Origin of the sequence: Halovibrio salipaludis (assembly GCF_002286965.1) — a bacterium.
GTDB lineage: Bacteria > Pseudomonadota > Gammaproteobacteria > Pseudomonadales > Oleiphilaceae > Halospina > Halospina salipaludis.
Genome location: NZ_NSKD01000003.1, coordinates 414,746 through 432,880 on the forward strand (window position 1 = coordinate 414,746; position 18,135 = coordinate 432,880).

The following is an 18,135-nucleotide window of genomic DNA, read 5'->3' on the forward strand; positions in this document are numbered from 1 at the left end:
GGCGGTAAACGTCTATAGTGATGGCCAGACGGGTTGCCTGCGACAGAGGAGGATCCGAAGGTGGCCGACGCGATCCGAAGCTTTCTTGCCGTGCCAGTGGGGCAATCCGTGGCGGAACCCCTGATGGCCACGGTCAATGCCTCAACCCACGCCCTGCCGCCACTGCGGGTTACCCCATGGGCGAACCTGCATCTCACACTGGTGTTTCTCGGCGCCGTCCCGCAGCGGGTACTGGATGATCAGGTCATACCCCGGGTGGGTGAGCTGCTGGCCGACGCCCGCCCGGGCCGGATCCACTTCCGTCAGGTGGCGGGATTCCCCGACCCCGGCAGACCCCGACACCTGGTACTGGAAGGCTACGCCTCCCCGACCATCGAGACGCTCCAGCGCACGCTCAGGGAGGGACTGGCCGGCATACTCGACCATGCCCCGCAGGAACAGCAGTGGCGGCCACACATCACGGTCGCCCATTTCCGGGACCGCAGGCCGCGCGCCATAACAGCCACTCCCTGGCAGGCGGAACTACCGGTCGCCGAGGTCTGTCTCTACGAAAGCGAACCGGGCCTGCATGGCCCGGTTTACAGGGTGCGGGAACGCTGGCCACTGGCCCAGGAACCGGACGAGGCCGGCGCAACAGCCCCCTAGCGCGCCGCCGTCACCAGCTCATCCAGCCGCCGGAGCGCCTCGATCAGCAGGCTGCCATCCTGTTCCAGGTTCCGGAAATATTCCTCGGCCATGGGGGCCACATCACACCAGGGCGGCATGGCTTCGCCGCCTTCCAGCATGCCCTCCAGCTTGGGCAGGAACACGAACTGGACCCACTCAGGGAAGGTCATGGTATCCACGCAGAAAGGCTGCACACTGGCAAAGGCCTCGGGCGACGGAGCGGTACTGCTGCGCAGTGCCAGCTCCGACAGTGCCTCCTCCACACGTTTCATGCTGCCAGGCAGCGCCTGACGCGCGTGTTCCCGATCCATTGCCATGCGCCTCAGGCTCCCAGCGGTTCCACGTCCACGGTCTCACCATTGAGCAGACCGTAGAGATCCTGGAAACGCATCGTCAGGTTGTGCTTCGGCGCCATGTGGATGAGGGGCCGGCCCACCTGGTGGGACTCCTTCATCTTCACCGAGGACGGCAGCCGCACCGGCAGCACCGGCAGCCCCTCGTCCGTCAGCTCCTGGACAAGCCGGCGCGGCAGGCTGGCCTGACTCTGGAACTGGTTGGCAATGATGCCCTCAATCATCAGGTCGGGGTTGTGGTCCTCCTGCAGCTCCTGGATCTCGCCCATGATGCTGTACAGCGCCTGGCGGGAGAAATCATCGCAGTCAAAGGGAATCAGGCAGCGCTGTGCCGCGATCAGTGCCGACCGGGTGTAGAAGTTCAGCGCCGGTGCCGTATCGATGTAGATGGCATCATAGAGATCGCTCAGGCGGCTGAGGTGATCACGCAGCTTGTAGATCTTGTGCTTGGCCTCCAGCTTGCGCTCAAGGTAGTCCAGCTCGGGGCTCGAGGGCAGCACATGCAGGTTGGAGAACGCCGAGGCATGCACGAATTCCTCGGGGCGGCGGCTGGAGATGCGGAAGGCGATGGACTGCTCGAGCAGGTCGGCCACCGTGTCCTTCAGCTCTTCCGCGGGCCTGCCAAGCAGATACTGGGTTGAATTCCCCTGTGGATCCAGATCGACCACCAGTGTCCGCACACCACGGCTGGCGCTGATGGCCGCCAGATTGCTGACGATACTGGATTTCCCCACACCGCCCTTCTGATTGAAAACAACCCGGCGCATGGCTTTCCCCCTGTGTTTTTGCTGTTATCGATGGAATCCCTGTAGATCCGGAGTCTACCAGCCCAGCACCTGCCTGACGAAGGGTACCGTCAGCCGCCGCTGCTGTTGCAGCGAGGCCTCATCGAGACGGTCCAGAAGCCCCAGGAGCTGGCCCGGATCCCGGGGAGCACGGCGCAGGATGTAACGGGTCACTTCCTCCGGCATGGCAAGCCCCCGGTTTTCCGCCCGCGCCCTGAGCATGGCCGCACGCTGATCATCGTCCGGGAGGGCCAGCTGCCAGACAGGCAGGGCCCTGAGGCGTGATGCCAGATCCGGCAGGGCCCAGTCCAGCGCCGCTGGTGGCTGTCGGCTCGCGATCAGAAGGCGTCCGCCGGCATCCTGGACACGGTTGAACAGGTGCAGCAACGCCTCCTGCCAGGCGGGATCCGCGGGCAATCCTTCCAGATCATCCAGACAGACGGGATCGAAACCCTCAAACCCCTGAAGCGCCTCCGGCGCCAGTGCCGCTGCCTCGCGCAGACTGAGCGACACCGGCTGGAGGCCGGTCGACTCCGCGGCCAGGCAGACGGCATTGAGAAGATGGCTCTTGCCTGCGCCGGCATCACCACAGAGCACCAGGGAACCGGCGTCCGCCGATGCCGGCCAGGCCTGAAGCCGCTCGACCACGGCCCCGTTGGATCCGGCATGGAAGTTGTCAAATCCGGCTTCGTCCCGCAGCCGGATCCGCAGGGGAAACTGGGAAGGTGTCTGTGTCATGGCCCCATTCTACTGCAGCGTGGCACCGCTTCCTCCGGCATCCTCCGCGGAATCCAGGGGCACAATCTCCTGCACCTCACCTCGGCCAGGCAGCATGCTGCTGCCCCGCTCACCGTCCCAGCGGTAGTAGAGCCTCAGCGTGTCATCCTCCGGATCGGCCGGAATCGCACCGTCCGGCGGCCCACCCGCCAGCATCAGCCGCTCATCCAGCCCGATGTAATCATGCAGCACGCTCAGATCGCCGTTGAAGGCCAGGTCCAGGGTCAGGTGATCCTGCTGCACCGTCTTCACCTGTACCGACCGGATCGGCTCCAGCCCGGCCAGGGCGCGTCGCACACCAGCATAGGACGCCAGCGTCTCCACACCGGTCACTTTCATAAGGGCGGAACGCAGATCCCCGCCCCTGGGTGGCGCCACGGCATAACGCTCGGCCAGCCGGTCAGCCCAGGCATCCACCAGCTGCTGCACCACCATGCGCCGCTCATTCTCCCGGACGACGCCATCCGCAACCCGCTCATCCCCTCGCCACAACTGCCAGCGCGCCCGCCAGCCACCACCGGCCCGATTGACCCTGACCGTCGCCATGAGGTCATGGGGATAGCGTCGGGAGGCCTGTTTTATGGGCCTGTCAAACAGTCCCCAGATCTCGGACAGACTGACTTCCGCGCGATCCCGCTCATCATGGAAAGGCAATGCCAGCGGCAGGCCGCGGCGCTGGGACTCCGCCCAGAGTGGCTCCTTCCAGGGGCCCCGCTCCGCTGCAATGGCCTCCCTGTCCAGAGGCTGCATGGGTTCTTCCAGGAAGGGGGGCAGGGTGTTCTCCCGGTGGATCAGCTCACGATCACCACGATCATCCACCGCGAACCAGACCAGAACCCGGGGGCGGTTGGCTCCCCACACCGCCACACCCCGTTCAGCCAGCATCTGACCGACCGCCGGCGCACTCAGGGTGGCATGCAGCTCAAGCTCTCCCTCATTGCGCCGGTAGCTGAAAGCATCAATGAAGCGGGCGGCATCGCCGTCCAGGGTGCGCTCGGTGGCACTGTCCTCCTCGGCAGCCGGCACCAGCTCCCGCACCTCGGCGGGATCACCGGTGAGACGCAGCAGCACCTGGCGCAGCGCTTCCCGGAAAGCCTCATCCCGCGCCCCGGCCCCGGTGTCCTCGACCGGCACCACCGCCTGGTACAGACGGTCCACGACCACTGCCTGAGCAGGGCCGGTCAGCATCAACAGCAACAGAAGACCGCCTGCCAGCAGCCCTGCCCGGAACCGATCAATGCGCTGTGCCACCCGAACTCCCATTGTCCACTGTCTCGCCCTCAAAGGTCGGCTCAGGATACAACAACCACCCCGACCACGACACCCACGGCATTTGGCCGGGGATGACCACGGTGCTAGAATCCGCGCAATGCCCGTTTCGAGGAACGCCCCATGAGCGACACCAACCAGGGAATGACCTACCGCGACGCCGGAGTCGACATTGATGCCGGCAGTGAACTGGTCGACCGCATCGGCGAGAGCGTTGCACGCACCCAGCGACCGGAGGTTCTGGGTGGCCTGGGCGGTTTCGGAGGGGCCTTCGCGGTTCCCGAGGGTTATAAGGAACCCGTTCTGATCTCCGGGACCGACGGGGTCGGTACCAAGCTGCGCCTGGCCATGGACACGGAGCGCCACGACCGCATCGGCATCGACCTGGTGGCCATGTGCGTCAATGACATTATCGTCACCGGCGCCGAACCTTTGTTCTTCCTCGACTACTACGCCACCGGCAAGCTCAACAATGACATCGCCGCCGATGTCATCAAGGGCATTGCAACCGGCTGCGAGAATGCCGGCTGCTCGCTGGTTGGCGGCGAGACCGCGGAAATGCCCGGCATGTATCAGGGCAACGACTACGACCTTGCCGGCTTCTGCGTGGGGATTGTGGAGCGCAAGCGCCTGATCGACGGCAGCCGCGTGGAAGCCGGTAACGCCCTGATCGGCCTCGGTTCCTCCGGCCCCCACTCCAACGGCTACTCCCTGATCCGCCGCATCCTGGAGCACACCGGCGCGGACCTGAAGCAGTCCGTGGGCACGGAGACCCTGGGCGAAGCCCTGATGGCCCCCACCCGCATCTATGTGAAGCCGCTTCTGGAGATACTGCACCAGTTCGACGTCCGGGCCATGGCCCATATCACCGGTGGCGGACTCACGGAAAACGTGCCGCGTGTTCTGCCCGAGGGAACGGAAGCGGTCATCGATACCCACAGCTGGCAATGGCCGGACGTCTTCCAGTGGCTCCAGCGCGCCGGCAACGTGGCCACCGACGAGATGTTCCGTACCTTCAACTGCGGCATCGGCATGGTGGTCTGCATTCCGGAGACCGAGCGTGACCAGGTTCTGGAAACCCTCAATGACGCGGGCGAGGATGCCTGGCTCCTGGGCTATATCCAGGAATCCGATGACCCTGCTGGTGTCCGCTTCGTCCCCGACAACGACGAACGCTGATGCCGAACGCCCTGCCGCGTATCGTTGTCCTCATTTCCGGCGGCGGAACCAACCTTCAGGCACTGATTGATGCCGAGGCCGCCGGTACACTGGAGGGCACCATTGCCGGTGTCATCAGTAACCGCACTGGCGTAAAAGGCCTGGATCGGGCTGAAAGCGCCGGCATTCCCGCTCAGGTGATTCCGCACCGCGACCATGACAGCCGGGAATCCTTTGACCAGGCCCTGATGGCCGCCATTGATGGGTTCAGGCCGGATCTGGTGGTCCTGGCCGGCTTCATGCGCATTCTTACGGACGCTTTCGTACAGCACTACCAGGGGCGGCTGCTCAACATCCATCCCTCGCTGCTGCCGGCCTGGCCCGGCCTGCACACCCATCGCAAGGTGCTGGAGGCCGGGGAAACGGAGCACGGCGCCACCGTGCATTTCGTCACGGAGGAGCTGGACGGTGGCCCGCGCATCATCCAGGGACGGGTCCGGGTGCATCCTGACGATGACGAGGACAGCCTGGCAGGCCGCGTGGGCGTGCAGGAGCGCCGGATCTACCCCGAGGCCGTGCGCTGGTTCTGCCAGGGGCGGCTGCGCCTGGTGCAGGGTCGGGCGCAGCTCGACGGCACGCCCCTGGACGAACCGGTGGATATTGACTCCCAAAACGCTTGAGCCGGTAAAAGGGTTCTCATAGGGTAGAAGCAAACCATCCAACAGGGGATGCTGACATGGACCCGATCCGACGCCTGTTCCTCACAGTCGCTGCCGCCGCTGTGCTGCCTTCCACCGCTTTCGCACAGGACGTGGGCCTCTACCCCATGACCACCACCTATGGCGCGGAGCTTGAACGCGGCATCACCATCAGCGGGGAAGCCACCCGCTCACTGGAACCCACGGACACCGGCCGCTGGGTCTACCGCTTTGACGTGGACTCCTTCGTGGCGGATATCCGCGAATCCAGCCGGTTCCGTTTCGAGGACCAGACCGTGATCTCGGAGCGGTACCGCTACAGCCTGGAAGGCTTCTTCCTGTCGAACCGCTACAGGAAACTCGATTTCGACTGGAATGAGAACGTCATTGTGGACCGGGAAAACAACCGCCGCACGGACATGAGCGACCACCCGGGTGTCCAGGACCAGCTCGGTGCCCAGCTCCAGCTCTGGGTGGACCTGCGCGCCGGCAGGGAGACCATGGAATATGTGATCCCGGACGAGGGCGACTTCAAGGATTACCAGTTCGAAGTGCTGCGTGAGGAAACCCTGGATACCCGCGAGTTCGGCAAGGTCGAAACCGTGGTCGTGAAACGGGTGCGGGACGAGGACTCACCCCGCACCACCCTGATGTGGTTCGCCCCGGAATGGGATCACCTGCTGGTGCGGCTCGAGCAGACCAACGAGGATGGGGAGGATTTCGAGATCTATCTCAAGCGCGCCACCCTGGACGGCGAGCGTATTCAGCCCTGAGCCCAGGCCCGCTTGACTTCCTCGGCAATGGCCTGGAGACCGCGGGCCACATCCGCCTCATCCTGGGAATAGGTTACCCGGAGGCATTCATGCCGGTGGCGCCAGTCCTCGTCCGGCAGTCCCGGGAAGAAGTAGTGCCCTGATACCACCAGAACGCCCCTGGCCTTGAGCCGCCTGTAGAGTTCCAGACTGCTGATGGGCAGATCCGGGAACCAGAGCCACAGGAACATGGCGCCCTCCGGCTTGTGGACCCGCCAGGGGCACTCATCACCCATGGCCTCCCGGAAGGCCGTTACGGCGCTCTCCATCTTGCGCCTGTAAACCGGCCGTACCAGATCCCGGCTCATGCTGATGATCTCGCCACTGCGCACCAGCGGCTCCGCCAGCATGGCGCCGAAGCTGCCGGTAGCCAGGTTCATGATGGCGTTAACGCCGGACAGGGCCCGGATCACCGGCTTGTCCGCGATCACGATACCGGTACGCGCCGCCGGAATACCGAGTTTGGAAAGGCTCAGGCAGAGAATGTGCTGGGGGGTCCAGCGCGGGGACGCCTCGGTGTACATCAGGTCCGGGAAGGGCGTGCCGTAGGCGCCGTCCACGATCAGCGGAATATCATGCTCACGCGCCAGTTCCTCGAGTCCCAGCATCTCGCCGTCTGTAAGCACATTACCCGTCGGGTTGGTCGGCCGTGAAACACAGATGGCGGCGGTGTCTTCCGTGATCTCGAGCTGCGAGAAATCCACCCGGTACTTGAACTGGTTGTCCCCCAGCTCCTCGATTTCAGGGCGCACCGCGCGGAACAGGCCCGGCGTCAGCCCGGCATCGCCATAGCCGATATACTCGGGCGCCAGCGGCAGGAGGATGTGCTTGTGGCTGCCGTCCGGATGCTCACCGGCCAGCATGTTGAACAGCATGAAGAACGCGGACTGGCTGCCATTGGTCAGCCCCACGTTCTCCGTGGTCAGCCCCCAGTCGTATTCCTGGTTGAGCAGTTCAACCAGGCTGGCAATGAACTTCTTCTCGCCCTGGGGTGGGTCGTAAACGCCCGTCAGGCGCCGGAACTGCTCCGGGTCGTCCACCAGCTCCTTCATGATCGCCTGCAGCCGGTCCGTCACCTCCGGAAGATGGCCGGGGTTGCCCCCGCCCATCATGACCACGTCGCCACCGGAGGCCATGGCCTCGCCCAGATCGTCCATCAGCGAATTGATGCCGGCGTCCTCGCCCAGCTTCTGACCGAAGGATGAGAGTTTCATGCAGGCTCCCGTTCAGGATTGGTTCGCGTTCGTCCAGCGCTCCGGGACTTCCAGGCCCAGGCTGCTGACACCGTCGTTGTGCGCCATCCCGTGCAATTCATTCAGGGTGTCGCCATCCGGTGCCGGGGCACGACGCAGCGTCTCGGCCAGGGTCTTCTGGAACGATTTCTCCGCTTTCACCAGTTCATGCCCGTCAAACAGCTTCACCAGCGCGTCATCCTCCAGCCCCTCGCCCTCGGTGACCTCGATGAAGGTGGTCACCGTCTCAAGGGCGCGGGCCGCAGCGTCAAAGGCGCGCTTCTTCTCCGGGTTCACATGGCACAGGAAGGCCTGCTCCAGCAGGTGCCAGGCATCCATGGCCGGCGCCACACCATAGAAATCATACTCGGCGGGGTCCGGGTACACGTCTTCCAGGCGGGTGAGCTGCTTCAGGGGGTCCACGTCATGGTCCTTGATGGCCAGCATCCGCCACCCCCAGTCCAAGGCATCCCGGAAGCGGTCACCCCACTCGGGTTCGGTGATCTCGGCAAAGAGCGCGTAGTTGGGGAAGGCCCTTTCAGCCAGCGCCAGTATGAAAGCGTACTGGCGCCAGCCGGTCAGGCGGTTCATTTCCCGCTGCCACTGCTTCGAGTTCATGGGCCGCTCCCGGCGTTCAGGTCTTGGGCAGGGTCACGCCACGCTGGCCCATGTACTTGCCCTTACGGTCCGCATAGCTGGTCTCACAGACCTCATCGGACTCCAGGAACAGCATCTGGGCCACCCCTTCGTTGGCATAGATGCGTGCGGGCAGGTTGGTGGTATTCGAGAACTCCAGGGTTACCTGCCCTTCCCATTCCGGCTCCAGCGGTGTGACGTTGACGATGATCCCGCAGCGGGCATAGGTGGACTTGCCCAGGCAGATGGTGAGCACGTTGCGCGGAATCCGGAAGTACTCCACGGTCTGCGCCAACGCAAAGGAATTGGGCGGGATAATGCACGATTCCCCGGAAATGTTGACGAAACTGTCCTCGTCAAAATTCTTGGGGTCCACCGTGGCCGAATGGACGTTGGTGAAGATCTTGAATTCGGAACTGCAACGCACGTCGTAGCCGTAGCTGGAGGTGCCGTAGGAGATGACCCGGCCCTTGTCCGCGGTTTCCTTGATCTGACCCGGCTCGAAGGGTTCGATCATGCTGTGTTCCTCCGCCATCCGGCGGATCCAGCGATCGGATTTGATGCTCATGCTGCGTCAGCGCCCACGATTGGATGATTGGGATAGCCGGGAATCATACCGCAGCTGACGCAGGCACCGAAAGTCAGGGACCGGACGCAGCTCCGTTACGGCGCTGCTTGCGCAGGCGGCGACGGGCCAGAATCCACCGGGAGAGACCGTGGGTCGCCAGGTAGCCGCCCACCGCGAAAGGCACGGCAACGATCAGGCTCCCTATGATGGTGAATGTCATGGTGTCCCCTGCCTGCTCAAACATCCATGGCGGGATGAAATCCATGGACACCGGCAGCAGCACGGTCAGCAGCTCACCCAGCTCGTGGAATCCCCAGTAGAGCGGCGCCATGGTGATCGGATTGCTCAGCCAGGACACGGCAAAGGCCGCCGGGAAGTTACCGCGCAGCACCACACAGCCGATGATCATGAACACGGTCTGGAAGCCCACCGTGGGCGTCAGCCCCACGAACAGACCGACGCTGACGCCACGGGCCGCCGCCTCAACGCCGCCTCTGAGGCACCCGGTCACGTACAGCAGGTGCCACAGACGGGGGTGGCCCACCAGCCAGTTATGGCCGCGGCGCCGGAGGACCCGGTAACGGGCCTGGAGTGTGGGGAATCGTTTCATACGCCCCTGGCCAATGGATGCTGGAGACTGCAAGAGCACCGTTTATAACTCAATGATTACCCTCCAGGCCATTAAGACTCGTTTACGGCCTGTAATCAGGAACTCATTGCGGCGATGGGGGAGCTGGTATCCCGCTCCCGCTGCGACAGCGCCGCGCCCACCCGCCGCGCCAGATCGGCGTAGATCCGCGAGACTTCCGAGTCCGGTTCCGCCACCACCGTCGGGTTGCCCCCGTCGGTCTGCTCCCGGATGGTGCGGTGCAGCGGCAACTGCGCCAGAAGCGCCACATCATAGTCCGCGGCCAGGCGCTCGCCACCGTCACTGCCGAACAGCGGATCATGATGCCCACAATGGCTGCAGATGTGCGTGCTCATGTTCTCAACCACGCCCAGCACCGGGATATCCACCTTGCGGAACATCTCGATGCCCTTCTGGCCATCCATCAGCGCCATGTCCTGGGGCGTGGTGACCACAACCGCACCGGTCACGGGCACCTTCTGCGCCAGGGTCAGCTGGATATCGCCGGTGCCTGGCGGCATGTCCACCACCAGGTAATCCAGATTATCCCACAGAGTCTGGCCCACCATCTGCTGCACCGCACCGCTGACCATGGGCCCGCGCCAGATCATGGGGGTTTTATCCGTGATCATGAACGCCATGGACATGGCCTGGATGCCGTGGGCCTCAATCGGTACGAAGTATTTCTCCTGCTTCGTCTCCGGCCGGGTGCCCTCGGGGATCCCGAGCATCAGCCCCACATTCGGCCCGTAGATGTCCGCATCCAGGATGCCCACGCGCGCGCCCTCGCCCGCCAGTGCCAGAGCCAGGTTCACGGCGGTTGTGGACTTGCCCACGCCACCCTTGCCGGAGGCCACGGCGATGATATTGCTCACCCCACCCATGGCATGCAGATCGCCCTGGGCCTTGTGGGGATGGATGTTGTGACTGGTGGTGATACGCACATCCTCGACGCCTTCCACATCCTCGATGGCATGGGTCAGGAGCGATCGGGCACCGCCCGCGATGCCATTCCATGCGTAGCCCAGCTGGATCTCAAAGGACACCGTACCGTCCTCAATGGACAGATTCCGGATGGCCCCCAGCGACAACAGGTCCTGCTTCAGATAGGGGTCCGTGTACTGGCGGATCGCCTGTTCGACCGCGCTCTGGTCAATATCCGTCATGCTGCTCCCGAAACAAAGGATTCCAATGCTTCAATAATACGCCCGGCGCGGGGGCAGTAGCTAGTTCTCCAAAAACCGTTTAAACCTAATCATTTGGAGAGTACCCCAATGATCCGGCACAGCCACTCCCCTTTCCATAAGAGCTTTCGCCTCAGCACTGGGCGTTTCATTTGTCACTATCCGGCGCTGGTGCCGATCCGACAAGGTACGAGAAGCATTCCGCACCCCCGGCGGCCACCGGCGCGTCTCTGCCGATCAGGCCCGAAACTTATTGGGATTTTCAGAGGTGCGTTCCAGCGTTGGCTATACGCGTGTTTCGTCGCACGATCAACCAAACGAGCTGGACTCCCAGGCAGCCCGATTGGCTGGTGTTTCGGATATCGTGATTGAAGACCTCGTGCAGGGCTGAACTGCAAAAAAACCGGGATTCGGCGGCTGCTGGTGGCACTACTCAACCGGAAAGTATCGACGTTGTAGCGCACACACAAAGATCGCCTGGTGCGCTTCAGGCACGAATTGATCTTTCAGGTGCGCCAATGGGCGGGAACGGATGTGGTTATCCTGAATGATGATCAGAGTGTGAGTGTCGAGCAGGAGCCCACATAGGATGTGTTTACACTGATGAGCGTATTCTCGGCGCGGCTCTCTGGCGGTCGATCCCAACAGAATCGAAAATGGGCGCCCAGAGCTGGTTGCATATACAGTTATGCGGTTTATACTCGACTTATGGACATCGCTTTCAAGACCCAGCTTCGCCCCAACAACCGGCAAAGGACCTACTTTGCCCGGGCCAGCGGCACCGCGCGGTTCTGCTGGAACTGGGGGCTGGCTGAGTGGAACCGCCAGTATGAGTTGTTCAGGGATGGACAAGGCGATCGTCCATCGGGCATGGCGCTCAAGCGTCAATTCAATGCCCTGAAAAAGACCGACTACCCGTGGGTCTACGAGGTCACCAAGTACGCCTCCCAGCAACCGTTCATTGCCCTGCAGCGCGCCTTCTCCGACTGGATGAAGGACCTCAAATCCTCCAAGCCGGCGCACCTGAAAAAGCGCCAGCCGCGGTTCAAGAAAAAGGGCAAGGCCACCGACTCGTTCTATGTCGGCGGCGATCAGGTCAAGGTGGACGGTCACTGGCTCAAGGTTCCCAATCTGGGTTGGGTGCGCATGGCGGAGCCGCTGAAATACGGTGGCCACATCAACGGCATGACCATCTCGCGCCAGGCGGATAAGTGGTTTGTGTCGTTCTCACTCAATGTCGATCTCTGCCCGCTGCCAAGCGAAAGCCAAGCACGCTGCGGTGTGGATCTCGGCATCAAGACGCTGGCGACAATCTCCCGGGGTCCGGAAACGGAGTGGGAATCGCCCAAGCCACTGCAGAACGCGCTCAGGAAACTGGCCCGCTACCAGCGCCGGCTGGCGAAGAAGGTCAAGGGGAGCAACGGCTACCGGAGACTGAAGATGCGCATTGCGAGGCTGCACAAGCGCATCGCCGATATCCGGGCCAACACGCTGCACCAGTTGACCGCCTATCTGAGCACCCACTTCAGTGAGGTGGTTATCGAGGATCTCAACGTCAAAGGCATGATGGCCAATGGGCGTCTCGCCCGCCACATCGCCGATGTCGGTGCCTTCGAGTTCCGCCGGCAGATGACGTACAAGATGGACTGGCGTGGTGGCATGCTGACGGTCGCCGACCGGTGGTACCCATCGAGCAAGCTCTGCTCAGGCTGCGGTTCTCACAAACCGGATCTCACGCTGGCGGATCGGGTTTATCACTGCGGCGAATGCGGCCACCGCCAGTGCCGTGACGCCAACGCCAGCATCAATCTGGAGCACTATACGGCTCGTTCAGTCGGAATACACGCTGCTGGAGATGACGGCTCTGCCCGGGCCGCTTAGCGAGCCGGGCAACCAGCATCGATGAATGCAGAAGAAAGCACTGAGCTTGGAGATCAGGTTTGGGTAAGTCTTTTAGAACGGAGGCTGCCAGACAGGCGGGATGAAAAAAACGCGGCTGAGCGGTATCATCGGCACCTCCAAAACCAATCACGGAGCCAGCCAACCCCCATGAGCGAGCCGAGCGCCCATCGCCGCGACATCCTGGTCACCAGTGCCCTGCCCTACGCCAATGGTCCCATCCACCTGGGCCATCTGCTGGAGTACATCCAGAGCGACATCTGGGTGCGTTACCAGAAGCTGCGGGGGGAGAACTGCCACTATGTCTGCGCGGACGACGCCCACGGCACCGCCATCATGCTCCGGGCGGAGCGCGAGGGGATTACGCCGGAACAGCTGATCAGCCGCATCCAGGCCGAACACGAGCGTGACTTTGCCGGTTTCCTGGTCGAATTCGACAACTACTACTCGACCCATTCCGAGGAAAACCGCGAGCTGTCCTCCTACATCTACCAGAAACTGCGCGACCGCGGCCATATCGCAACACGCAGCATCACGCAGGCCTACGATCCCGAAAAGGGCATGTTCCTGGCAGACCGTTTCATCAAGGGCACCTGTCCGCGCTGCCGCACCCCGGACCAGTACGGCGACAACTGCGAGGCCTGCGGCGCCACCTACACGCCCATGGAGCTGATTGAACCCAGATCCGCGCTCTCCGGCGCCACGCCCGAAGAGCGCGAATCCGAGCATTTCTTCTTCACACTGCCGGACTTCGCCGATTTCCTGCGCGAGTGGACCAACAGCGGCGCCCTGCAGCCGGGCATGGCCAACAAACTGGCGGAATGGCTCGACGCCGGCCTGCACGACTGGGACATCAGCCGTGACGCCCCCTACTTCGGTTTCGAGATCCCGGACTCACCCGGCAAGTACTTCTACGTCTGGGTCGATGCCCCGGTGGGCTACCTGGCCAGCTTCCAGAACCTGTGCAACCAGCGTGGCGACATTGACTTCGACCATTACTGGCGCGAAGACTCCACCGCCGAGGTCTACCACTTCATCGGCAAGGACATCGTCAACTTCCACGCCCTGTTCTGGCCGGCGATGCTCAAGACGGCCGGGTTCCGCACGCCCACGGCCATCAACTGCCACGGCTTTGTGACAGTGAACGGCCAGAAGATGTCCAAGTCCCGCGGCACCTTCATCATGGCGCGCACCTACCTGGATCACCTGCATCCGGAATACCTGCGTTACTACTTCGCGGCCAAGCTCACTGCCGGCGTGGACGACATGGACCTGAACCTGGATGACTTCGTCCAGAAAGTGAATTCGGACCTGGTGGGCAAGGTGGTCAACATCGCCAGCCGCAGCGCCGGTTTCATCACCAAGCAGTTCGACGGCCACCTGGGTTCTGAAATCACCGAACCGGAGCGCCTGAAGGAATTCACCGACGCCGCCGAAGAGATTGCGGGCTATTACGAGGAACGGGAAATCGGCCGCGCCATGAAGCGTGTGATGGAACTGGCCGACCGGGCCAACCAGTACGTGGACGAACAGAAGCCCTGGGTCCTGGCCAAGGACGAGACCACCCGCGACCAGGTCCAGGCCATCAGCACCAATGCGCTGAACATGTTCCGCATCCTTATGACCTACCTGGCGCCCGTGCTGCCGGAAACTGCGCGCAACGCGGAGGCTTTCCTCAACACCAGCCTGGACTGGCGCCGGCTTGAGGATCATCTGCTGGATCACGGAATCAACAAGTTCAAGCCGCTGATGAAGCGCATCGATTCCAAACAGATCGAGGCCATGCTCGAAGCCTCGAAAGAAGACGTGGCCCAGGATCAGCAGACCACCCAACAGCCCGCACAATCGCAGAAGGAGACCCCGGACGTGGAGCCCATTGCCGAGCAGATTGAGTTCGATGACTTCACCAAGGTCGACCTGCGGGTGGCGAAGATCGAGAACGCCGAGCATGTTGAGGGCGCGGACAAGCTACTGAAGCTGACTCTGGATATCGGGGCGGAACAGCGCCAGGTGTTTGCCGGCATCAAGACGGCCTATGCGCCGGAGGATCTGATCGGGCGGCTGACGGTGATGGTGGCGAACCTTAAGCCACGGAAGATGAAGTTCGGTGTCTCTGAAGGGATGGTTCTGGCGGCCGGGCCAGGCGGCGAAGATATCTGGCTGCTGGCGCCGGACTCCGGGGCTACGCCGGGGTTGCGGGTTATGTAGTCCCAGGAGTTAGAGGTGGCTGCGGGGCGGGGTACCGGGAGGCCTTCACGGGAATCGCTGTAAATACATCCCTGTAGGCTGCTATTCCGCCATCCATGGCTCCATAGCTTCCCGTGAAGGCCTCCCGGCACCCCACCTGATCAACGCCCCGGGGTCGCTGACGCAAGATGCCTCAGCGCTGCTGAAAACAGATAAGCAATAAGTTCTTTGAATTGGAAGCCCATGACGGATCCCGATTGGAGGGGGTCGGGTGGTTCCTTCCGGGAAGCTATGGAGCCATGGATGGCGGAATAGCAGCCTACAGGGACGTACTTGTGGCGATTCCCGGAAGGAACCACCCGACCCCCTCCCCACGACCAAGCTGAAGCCGATGACTGAATACCTGCTGATACTGATCAGCACCGTCCTGGTGAACAATTTCGTGCTGGCCCAGTTCCTGGGGCTGTGCCCCTTCATGGGCGTCTCCAACAAACTGGAGACCGCCATGGGCATGTCCATGGCCACCACCTTCGTGCTGACACTGGCCTCCGTGTGCAGCTATCTGGTCAACACCTGGATCCTCGAACCCCTGCAGGTCGAATACCTGCGCACCATCAGCTTCATCCTCGTCATCGCCGTGGTCGTGCAGTTCACCGAGATGGCCGTTCGCCACACCAGCCCCCTGCTCCACCGGGTACTGGGCATCTTCCTGCCGCTGATCACCACCAACTGCGCCGTCCTTGGGGTCGCCCTGCTCAACATCCAGGAGAAGAACAGCTTCCTCGAATCCATTCTCTACGGCTTCGGCGCCGCCGCCGGCTTCTCGCTGGTGCTGGTGCTGTTCGCCGCCATGCGCGAGCGCATTGCCGCCGCCGATGTGCCGCAACCGTTCCAGGGCGCCGCCATCGGCATGATCACCGCCGGCATCATGTCACTGGCCTTCATGGGTTTCACCGGCATGGTGCAGGTGTGAGAGGGTTACCGGCATGTGGATGAACCTGCTCCTCGCCATCGCGACCCTGCTGCTGCTGGCCGGCGCCTTCGGAGCCCTGCTGGGGTATGCGTCCGTGCGCCTGCGTCGGGATGACGACTCCCTGGTGGAGCAGATCGACGCGGTGCTGCCCCAGACCCAGTGCGGGCAGTGCGGTTACCCCGGCTGTCGCCCCTATGCGGAAGCCATCGCCGAGGGCGACGCCATCAACAAGTGCCCGCCCGGCGGCGAAGCGACCATCCAGAGCCTGGCCAACCTGCTGGATGTGGAACCGCAACCGTTGGATGCCGAACATGGCGAGGAGCAGCCCAAACGGGTAGCCTACATCCGCGAGGCCGAGTGCATCGGCTGCACCAAGTGCATCCAGGCCTGCCCGGTGGACGCTATCGTGGGTGCGCCCAAGTTCATGCACACCGTGATCGAGAGCGAATGCACCGGCTGTGACCTGTGCGTGGACCCCTGCCCCGTGGACTGCATCGACATGATTGAAGTCGCCCGAGGCATCGATGACTGGGTGCCGCCTCACCCCGCGGACCGGCCACTGACCCATGACGGTCCTGTGATCGCCACGGACCAGCGTCCGGCGGAGGCCTCCGCCTGATGGGGACGCAATTCGACTTTCCCGGCGGCATTCATCCACCGGACAACAAACTTCGGTCGCTGCAGACACCGATCCGCCAGGCGCCACTGCCGGATCGGTTGACTGTGCCGCTGCGCCAGCATCGCGGCGACCCCGGGCGGGTGGTGGTAGCCGTTGGTGACCACGTACTGACCGGACAGCCACTGAGCGAAGGCCAGCCGGGACGCTCGGTTCCGGTGCATGCGCCCACCTCCGGAACCATCACGGCCATCAAGTCGCACGAAGTGCCTCATGCCTCAGGGCTGGAAGAGACCTGTATCCTCATTGAGGCGGATGGCCGCGACCAGTGGTACAAGCTGGCGCCCTGCCCGGACAGCGCCAGTACCGCCGAACGCTACGACCACCTGCACCGGACAGGCGTTGTTGGGCTCGGTGGTGCCGGTTTCCCGACCCGCGACAAACTCCAGAGCGCAGAGGCAGCGCCAGACGTCCTGATCCTCAATGGCGCCGAGTGCGAGCCCTACATCACCGCCGACCAGGCCCTGATGCGTGAACGGCCGGACTCGGTAGTGGCCGGGGCCCTGGCCCTGTGGCGACTGGTGGGGGCGGGCCGGTGCCTGATTGGCATCGAGGACAACAAGCCGGATGCCATTGAGGCGCTCAGACAGTCGGCCGAGGGAACCAGCGTCGAGATACGGGTTGTCGCCACGCGCTACCCCTCCGGCGGCGAGCGCCAGCTGATCCAGCTGCTGACCGGCCTCGAAGTACCCTCCGGCGGCCTGCCCGCTGACGTGGGCGTGCTCTGCCAGAACGTCGCCACGGCGGTCGCCGTGGACCGCTCCCTGCGTCTGGGCGAACCGGTCATCCAGCGCATCACCACCCTCACGGGCGAGGCGCTGGCCCGGCCCGGTAACATCGAGGCCCGCATCGGAACGCCCCTGGACCACCTGCTGTTCGAAGCAGGGCTGGATCCCCAGCGCCTGCACCGGCTCATCATGGGCGGGCCGTTGATGGGGTTCGACCTGACCACGACCGGCCTGCCCCTGATCAAGACCGCCAACTGCCTGATCGCGGGCACCGCCGGGGAATTCCCGGACCCGCCGGTCCCGCAGCCGTGCATCCGCTGCGGCCTGTGCGAACAGGCCTGCCCCGTGGATCTGCTGCCCCAGCAGCTCTACTGGTTCGCCAGCGCCGGTGAGCACCGCAAGGCCGAGCACTTCGACCTGTTCGACTGCATCGAGTGTGGCGCCTGCGACTGGGTCTGCCCCAGCCACCTGCCCCTGACGGAGTACTACCGACACAGCAAGGGCGTGCTGCGCCAGGAACAGAAGGAGCAGGCGGAGGCGGATCATGCCCGCCAGCGGTTTGAGGAACGCCAGGCCCGACTGGAACGGGAACAGGCGGAACGCGAGGAACGTCGCCGGGCGCGCCAGCAGGCCCGGGAACAGCGCCACAACGTGGCGCCCGCAGAGGCATCCGAAGCCGCCACCGCAGCAGCGACCTCACCGACGGCGCCCGGCCCGGACCGTGAAACCCTGATCCAGCGCCGGGACCAGGCCCGACAGAAGGTCGAGGAGGCGCAGGCACAACTGGCCGAGGCCCGGGAACAGACCCCGGAAGCCGTACCCAAGCTGGAACGGGCCCTGAACAAGCACCAGAAACGCCTGGACGCCGCCGAGAAAGCGCTCAGCGACGCGCAGGAGGATACCTGA

Annotated in this window: 18 protein-coding genes; 9 read left to right on the forward strand and 9 right to left on the reverse strand. The window is 63.6% G+C overall.

The window, feature by feature from the left end:
- Positions 1–60 precede the first annotated feature (60 nt).
- Positions 61–645 carry an RNA 2',3'-cyclic phosphodiesterase gene (gene thpR / locus CK501_RS09665; RefSeq protein ID WP_158223088.1) on the forward strand — a complete coding sequence of 195 codons (585 nt, stop codon included), beginning with the start codon at positions 61–63 and terminating at the stop codon, positions 643–645.
- Here the strand turns inward: thpR and CK501_RS09670 are convergent.
- The 4 genes from CK501_RS09670 to CK501_RS09685 are packed head-to-tail and all read right to left on the reverse strand — an operon-like array spanning position 642 to position 3,832.
- Positions 642–983, reverse strand: a complete 342-nt coding sequence (locus tag CK501_RS09670) for a YqcC family protein (protein WP_198949460.1) — start codon at positions 981–983, stop codon at positions 642–644. The two genes, thpR and CK501_RS09670, sit on opposite strands and share 4 nt — an antisense overlap.
- Positions 984–988: 5 nt before the next feature.
- Complete coding sequence (locus CK501_RS09675) at positions 989–1,786, reverse strand: ParA family protein (protein ID WP_095617504.1); 798 nt, start codon at positions 1,784–1,786, stop codon at positions 989–991.
- 54 nt (positions 1,787–1,840) lie between these two features.
- Complete coding sequence (gene hda, locus CK501_RS09680; RefSeq protein ID WP_095617505.1) at positions 1,841–2,542, reverse strand: DnaA regulatory inactivator Hda; 702 nt, start codon at positions 2,540–2,542, stop codon at positions 1,841–1,843.
- Between the two features lie 9 nt (positions 2,543–2,551).
- Complete coding sequence (locus CK501_RS09685; protein WP_158223089.1) at positions 2,552–3,832, reverse strand: DUF2066 domain-containing protein; 1,281 nt, start codon at positions 3,830–3,832, stop codon at positions 2,552–2,554.
- A gap of 141 nt (positions 3,833–3,973) precedes the next feature.
- Here CK501_RS09685 and purM point away from each other — a divergent pair, with 141 nt between their 5' ends.
- From purM to CK501_RS09700, 3 genes are read left to right on the forward strand one after another with little or no spacing between them, the layout of a single operon-like run.
- Positions 3,974–5,029 carry a phosphoribosylformylglycinamidine cyclo-ligase gene (purM, locus tag CK501_RS09690; protein ID WP_095617507.1) on the forward strand — a complete coding sequence of 352 codons (1,056 nt, stop codon included), beginning with the start codon at positions 3,974–3,976 and terminating at the stop codon, positions 5,027–5,029.
- Positions 5,029–5,688, forward strand: coding sequence for a phosphoribosylglycinamide formyltransferase (gene purN / locus CK501_RS09695; RefSeq protein WP_095617508.1), 660 nt, complete (start codon positions 5,029–5,031; stop codon positions 5,686–5,688). The genes purM and purN overlap by 1 nt, the downstream gene beginning before the upstream one ends.
- Before the next feature lie 56 nt (positions 5,689–5,744).
- A complete protein-coding gene (locus CK501_RS09700) occupies positions 5,745–6,479 on the forward strand; it encodes a DUF3108 domain-containing protein (protein ID WP_095617509.1) in 735 nt (244 codons plus the stop codon).
- Here the strand turns inward: CK501_RS09700 and CK501_RS09705 are convergent.
- The 5 genes from CK501_RS09705 to apbC all read right to left on the reverse strand — a co-directional run bounded on the left by CK501_RS09705 (position 6,470) and on the right by apbC (position 10,748).
- On the reverse strand, positions 6,470–7,732 hold the full coding sequence (locus tag CK501_RS09705) for a valine--pyruvate transaminase (protein WP_095617510.1): 1,263 nt from the start codon (positions 7,730–7,732) through the stop codon (positions 6,470–6,472). The two genes, CK501_RS09700 and CK501_RS09705, sit on opposite strands and share 10 nt — an antisense overlap.
- A gap of 12 nt (positions 7,733–7,744) precedes the next feature.
- Positions 7,745–8,368, reverse strand: a complete 624-nt coding sequence (locus CK501_RS09710) for a DUF416 family protein (protein WP_095617511.1) — start codon at positions 8,366–8,368, stop codon at positions 7,745–7,747.
- 16 nt (positions 8,369–8,384) lie between these two features.
- Positions 8,385–8,954, reverse strand: a complete 570-nt coding sequence (dcd, locus tag CK501_RS09715) for a dCTP deaminase (RefSeq protein ID WP_095617512.1) — start codon at positions 8,952–8,954, stop codon at positions 8,385–8,387.
- Between the two features lie 73 nt (positions 8,955–9,027).
- Complete coding sequence (locus CK501_RS09720; RefSeq protein WP_095617513.1) at positions 9,028–9,564, reverse strand: DUF2062 domain-containing protein; 537 nt, start codon at positions 9,562–9,564, stop codon at positions 9,028–9,030.
- A gap of 95 nt (positions 9,565–9,659) precedes the next feature.
- On the reverse strand, positions 9,660–10,748 hold the full coding sequence (apbC, locus tag CK501_RS09725) for an iron-sulfur cluster carrier protein ApbC (protein WP_095617514.1): 1,089 nt from the start codon (positions 10,746–10,748) through the stop codon (positions 9,660–9,662).
- 726 nt (positions 10,749–11,474) lie between these two features.
- Between apbC and CK501_RS09730 the strand changes: the two genes are divergently transcribed.
- The 5 genes from CK501_RS09730 to rsxC all read left to right on the forward strand — a co-directional run bounded on the left by CK501_RS09730 (position 11,475) and on the right by rsxC (position 18,135).
- Positions 11,475–12,647 carry an RNA-guided endonuclease InsQ/TnpB family protein gene (locus tag CK501_RS09730; RefSeq protein ID WP_158223090.1) on the forward strand — a complete coding sequence of 391 codons (1,173 nt, stop codon included), beginning with the start codon at positions 11,475–11,477 and terminating at the stop codon, positions 12,645–12,647.
- Positions 12,648–12,815: 168 nt separating this feature from the next.
- Positions 12,816–14,873 carry a methionine--tRNA ligase gene (metG, locus tag CK501_RS09735; protein ID WP_095617516.1) on the forward strand — a complete coding sequence of 686 codons (2,058 nt, stop codon included), beginning with the start codon at positions 12,816–12,818 and terminating at the stop codon, positions 14,871–14,873.
- 370 nt (positions 14,874–15,243) lie between these two features.
- On the forward strand, positions 15,244–15,825 hold the full coding sequence (gene rsxA / locus CK501_RS09740; protein WP_095617517.1) for an electron transport complex subunit RsxA: 582 nt from the start codon (positions 15,244–15,246) through the stop codon (positions 15,823–15,825).
- A 19-nt stretch (positions 15,826–15,844) separates the two neighbouring features.
- Complete coding sequence (gene rsxB / locus CK501_RS09745; protein ID WP_198949476.1) at positions 15,845–16,444, forward strand: electron transport complex subunit RsxB; 600 nt, start codon at positions 15,845–15,847, stop codon at positions 16,442–16,444.
- Positions 16,444–18,135 carry an electron transport complex subunit RsxC gene (gene rsxC, locus CK501_RS09750; protein WP_095617519.1) on the forward strand — a complete coding sequence of 564 codons (1,692 nt, stop codon included), beginning with the start codon at positions 16,444–16,446 and terminating at the stop codon, positions 18,133–18,135. Before rsxB ends, rsxC begins: the two co-directional genes overlap by 1 nt.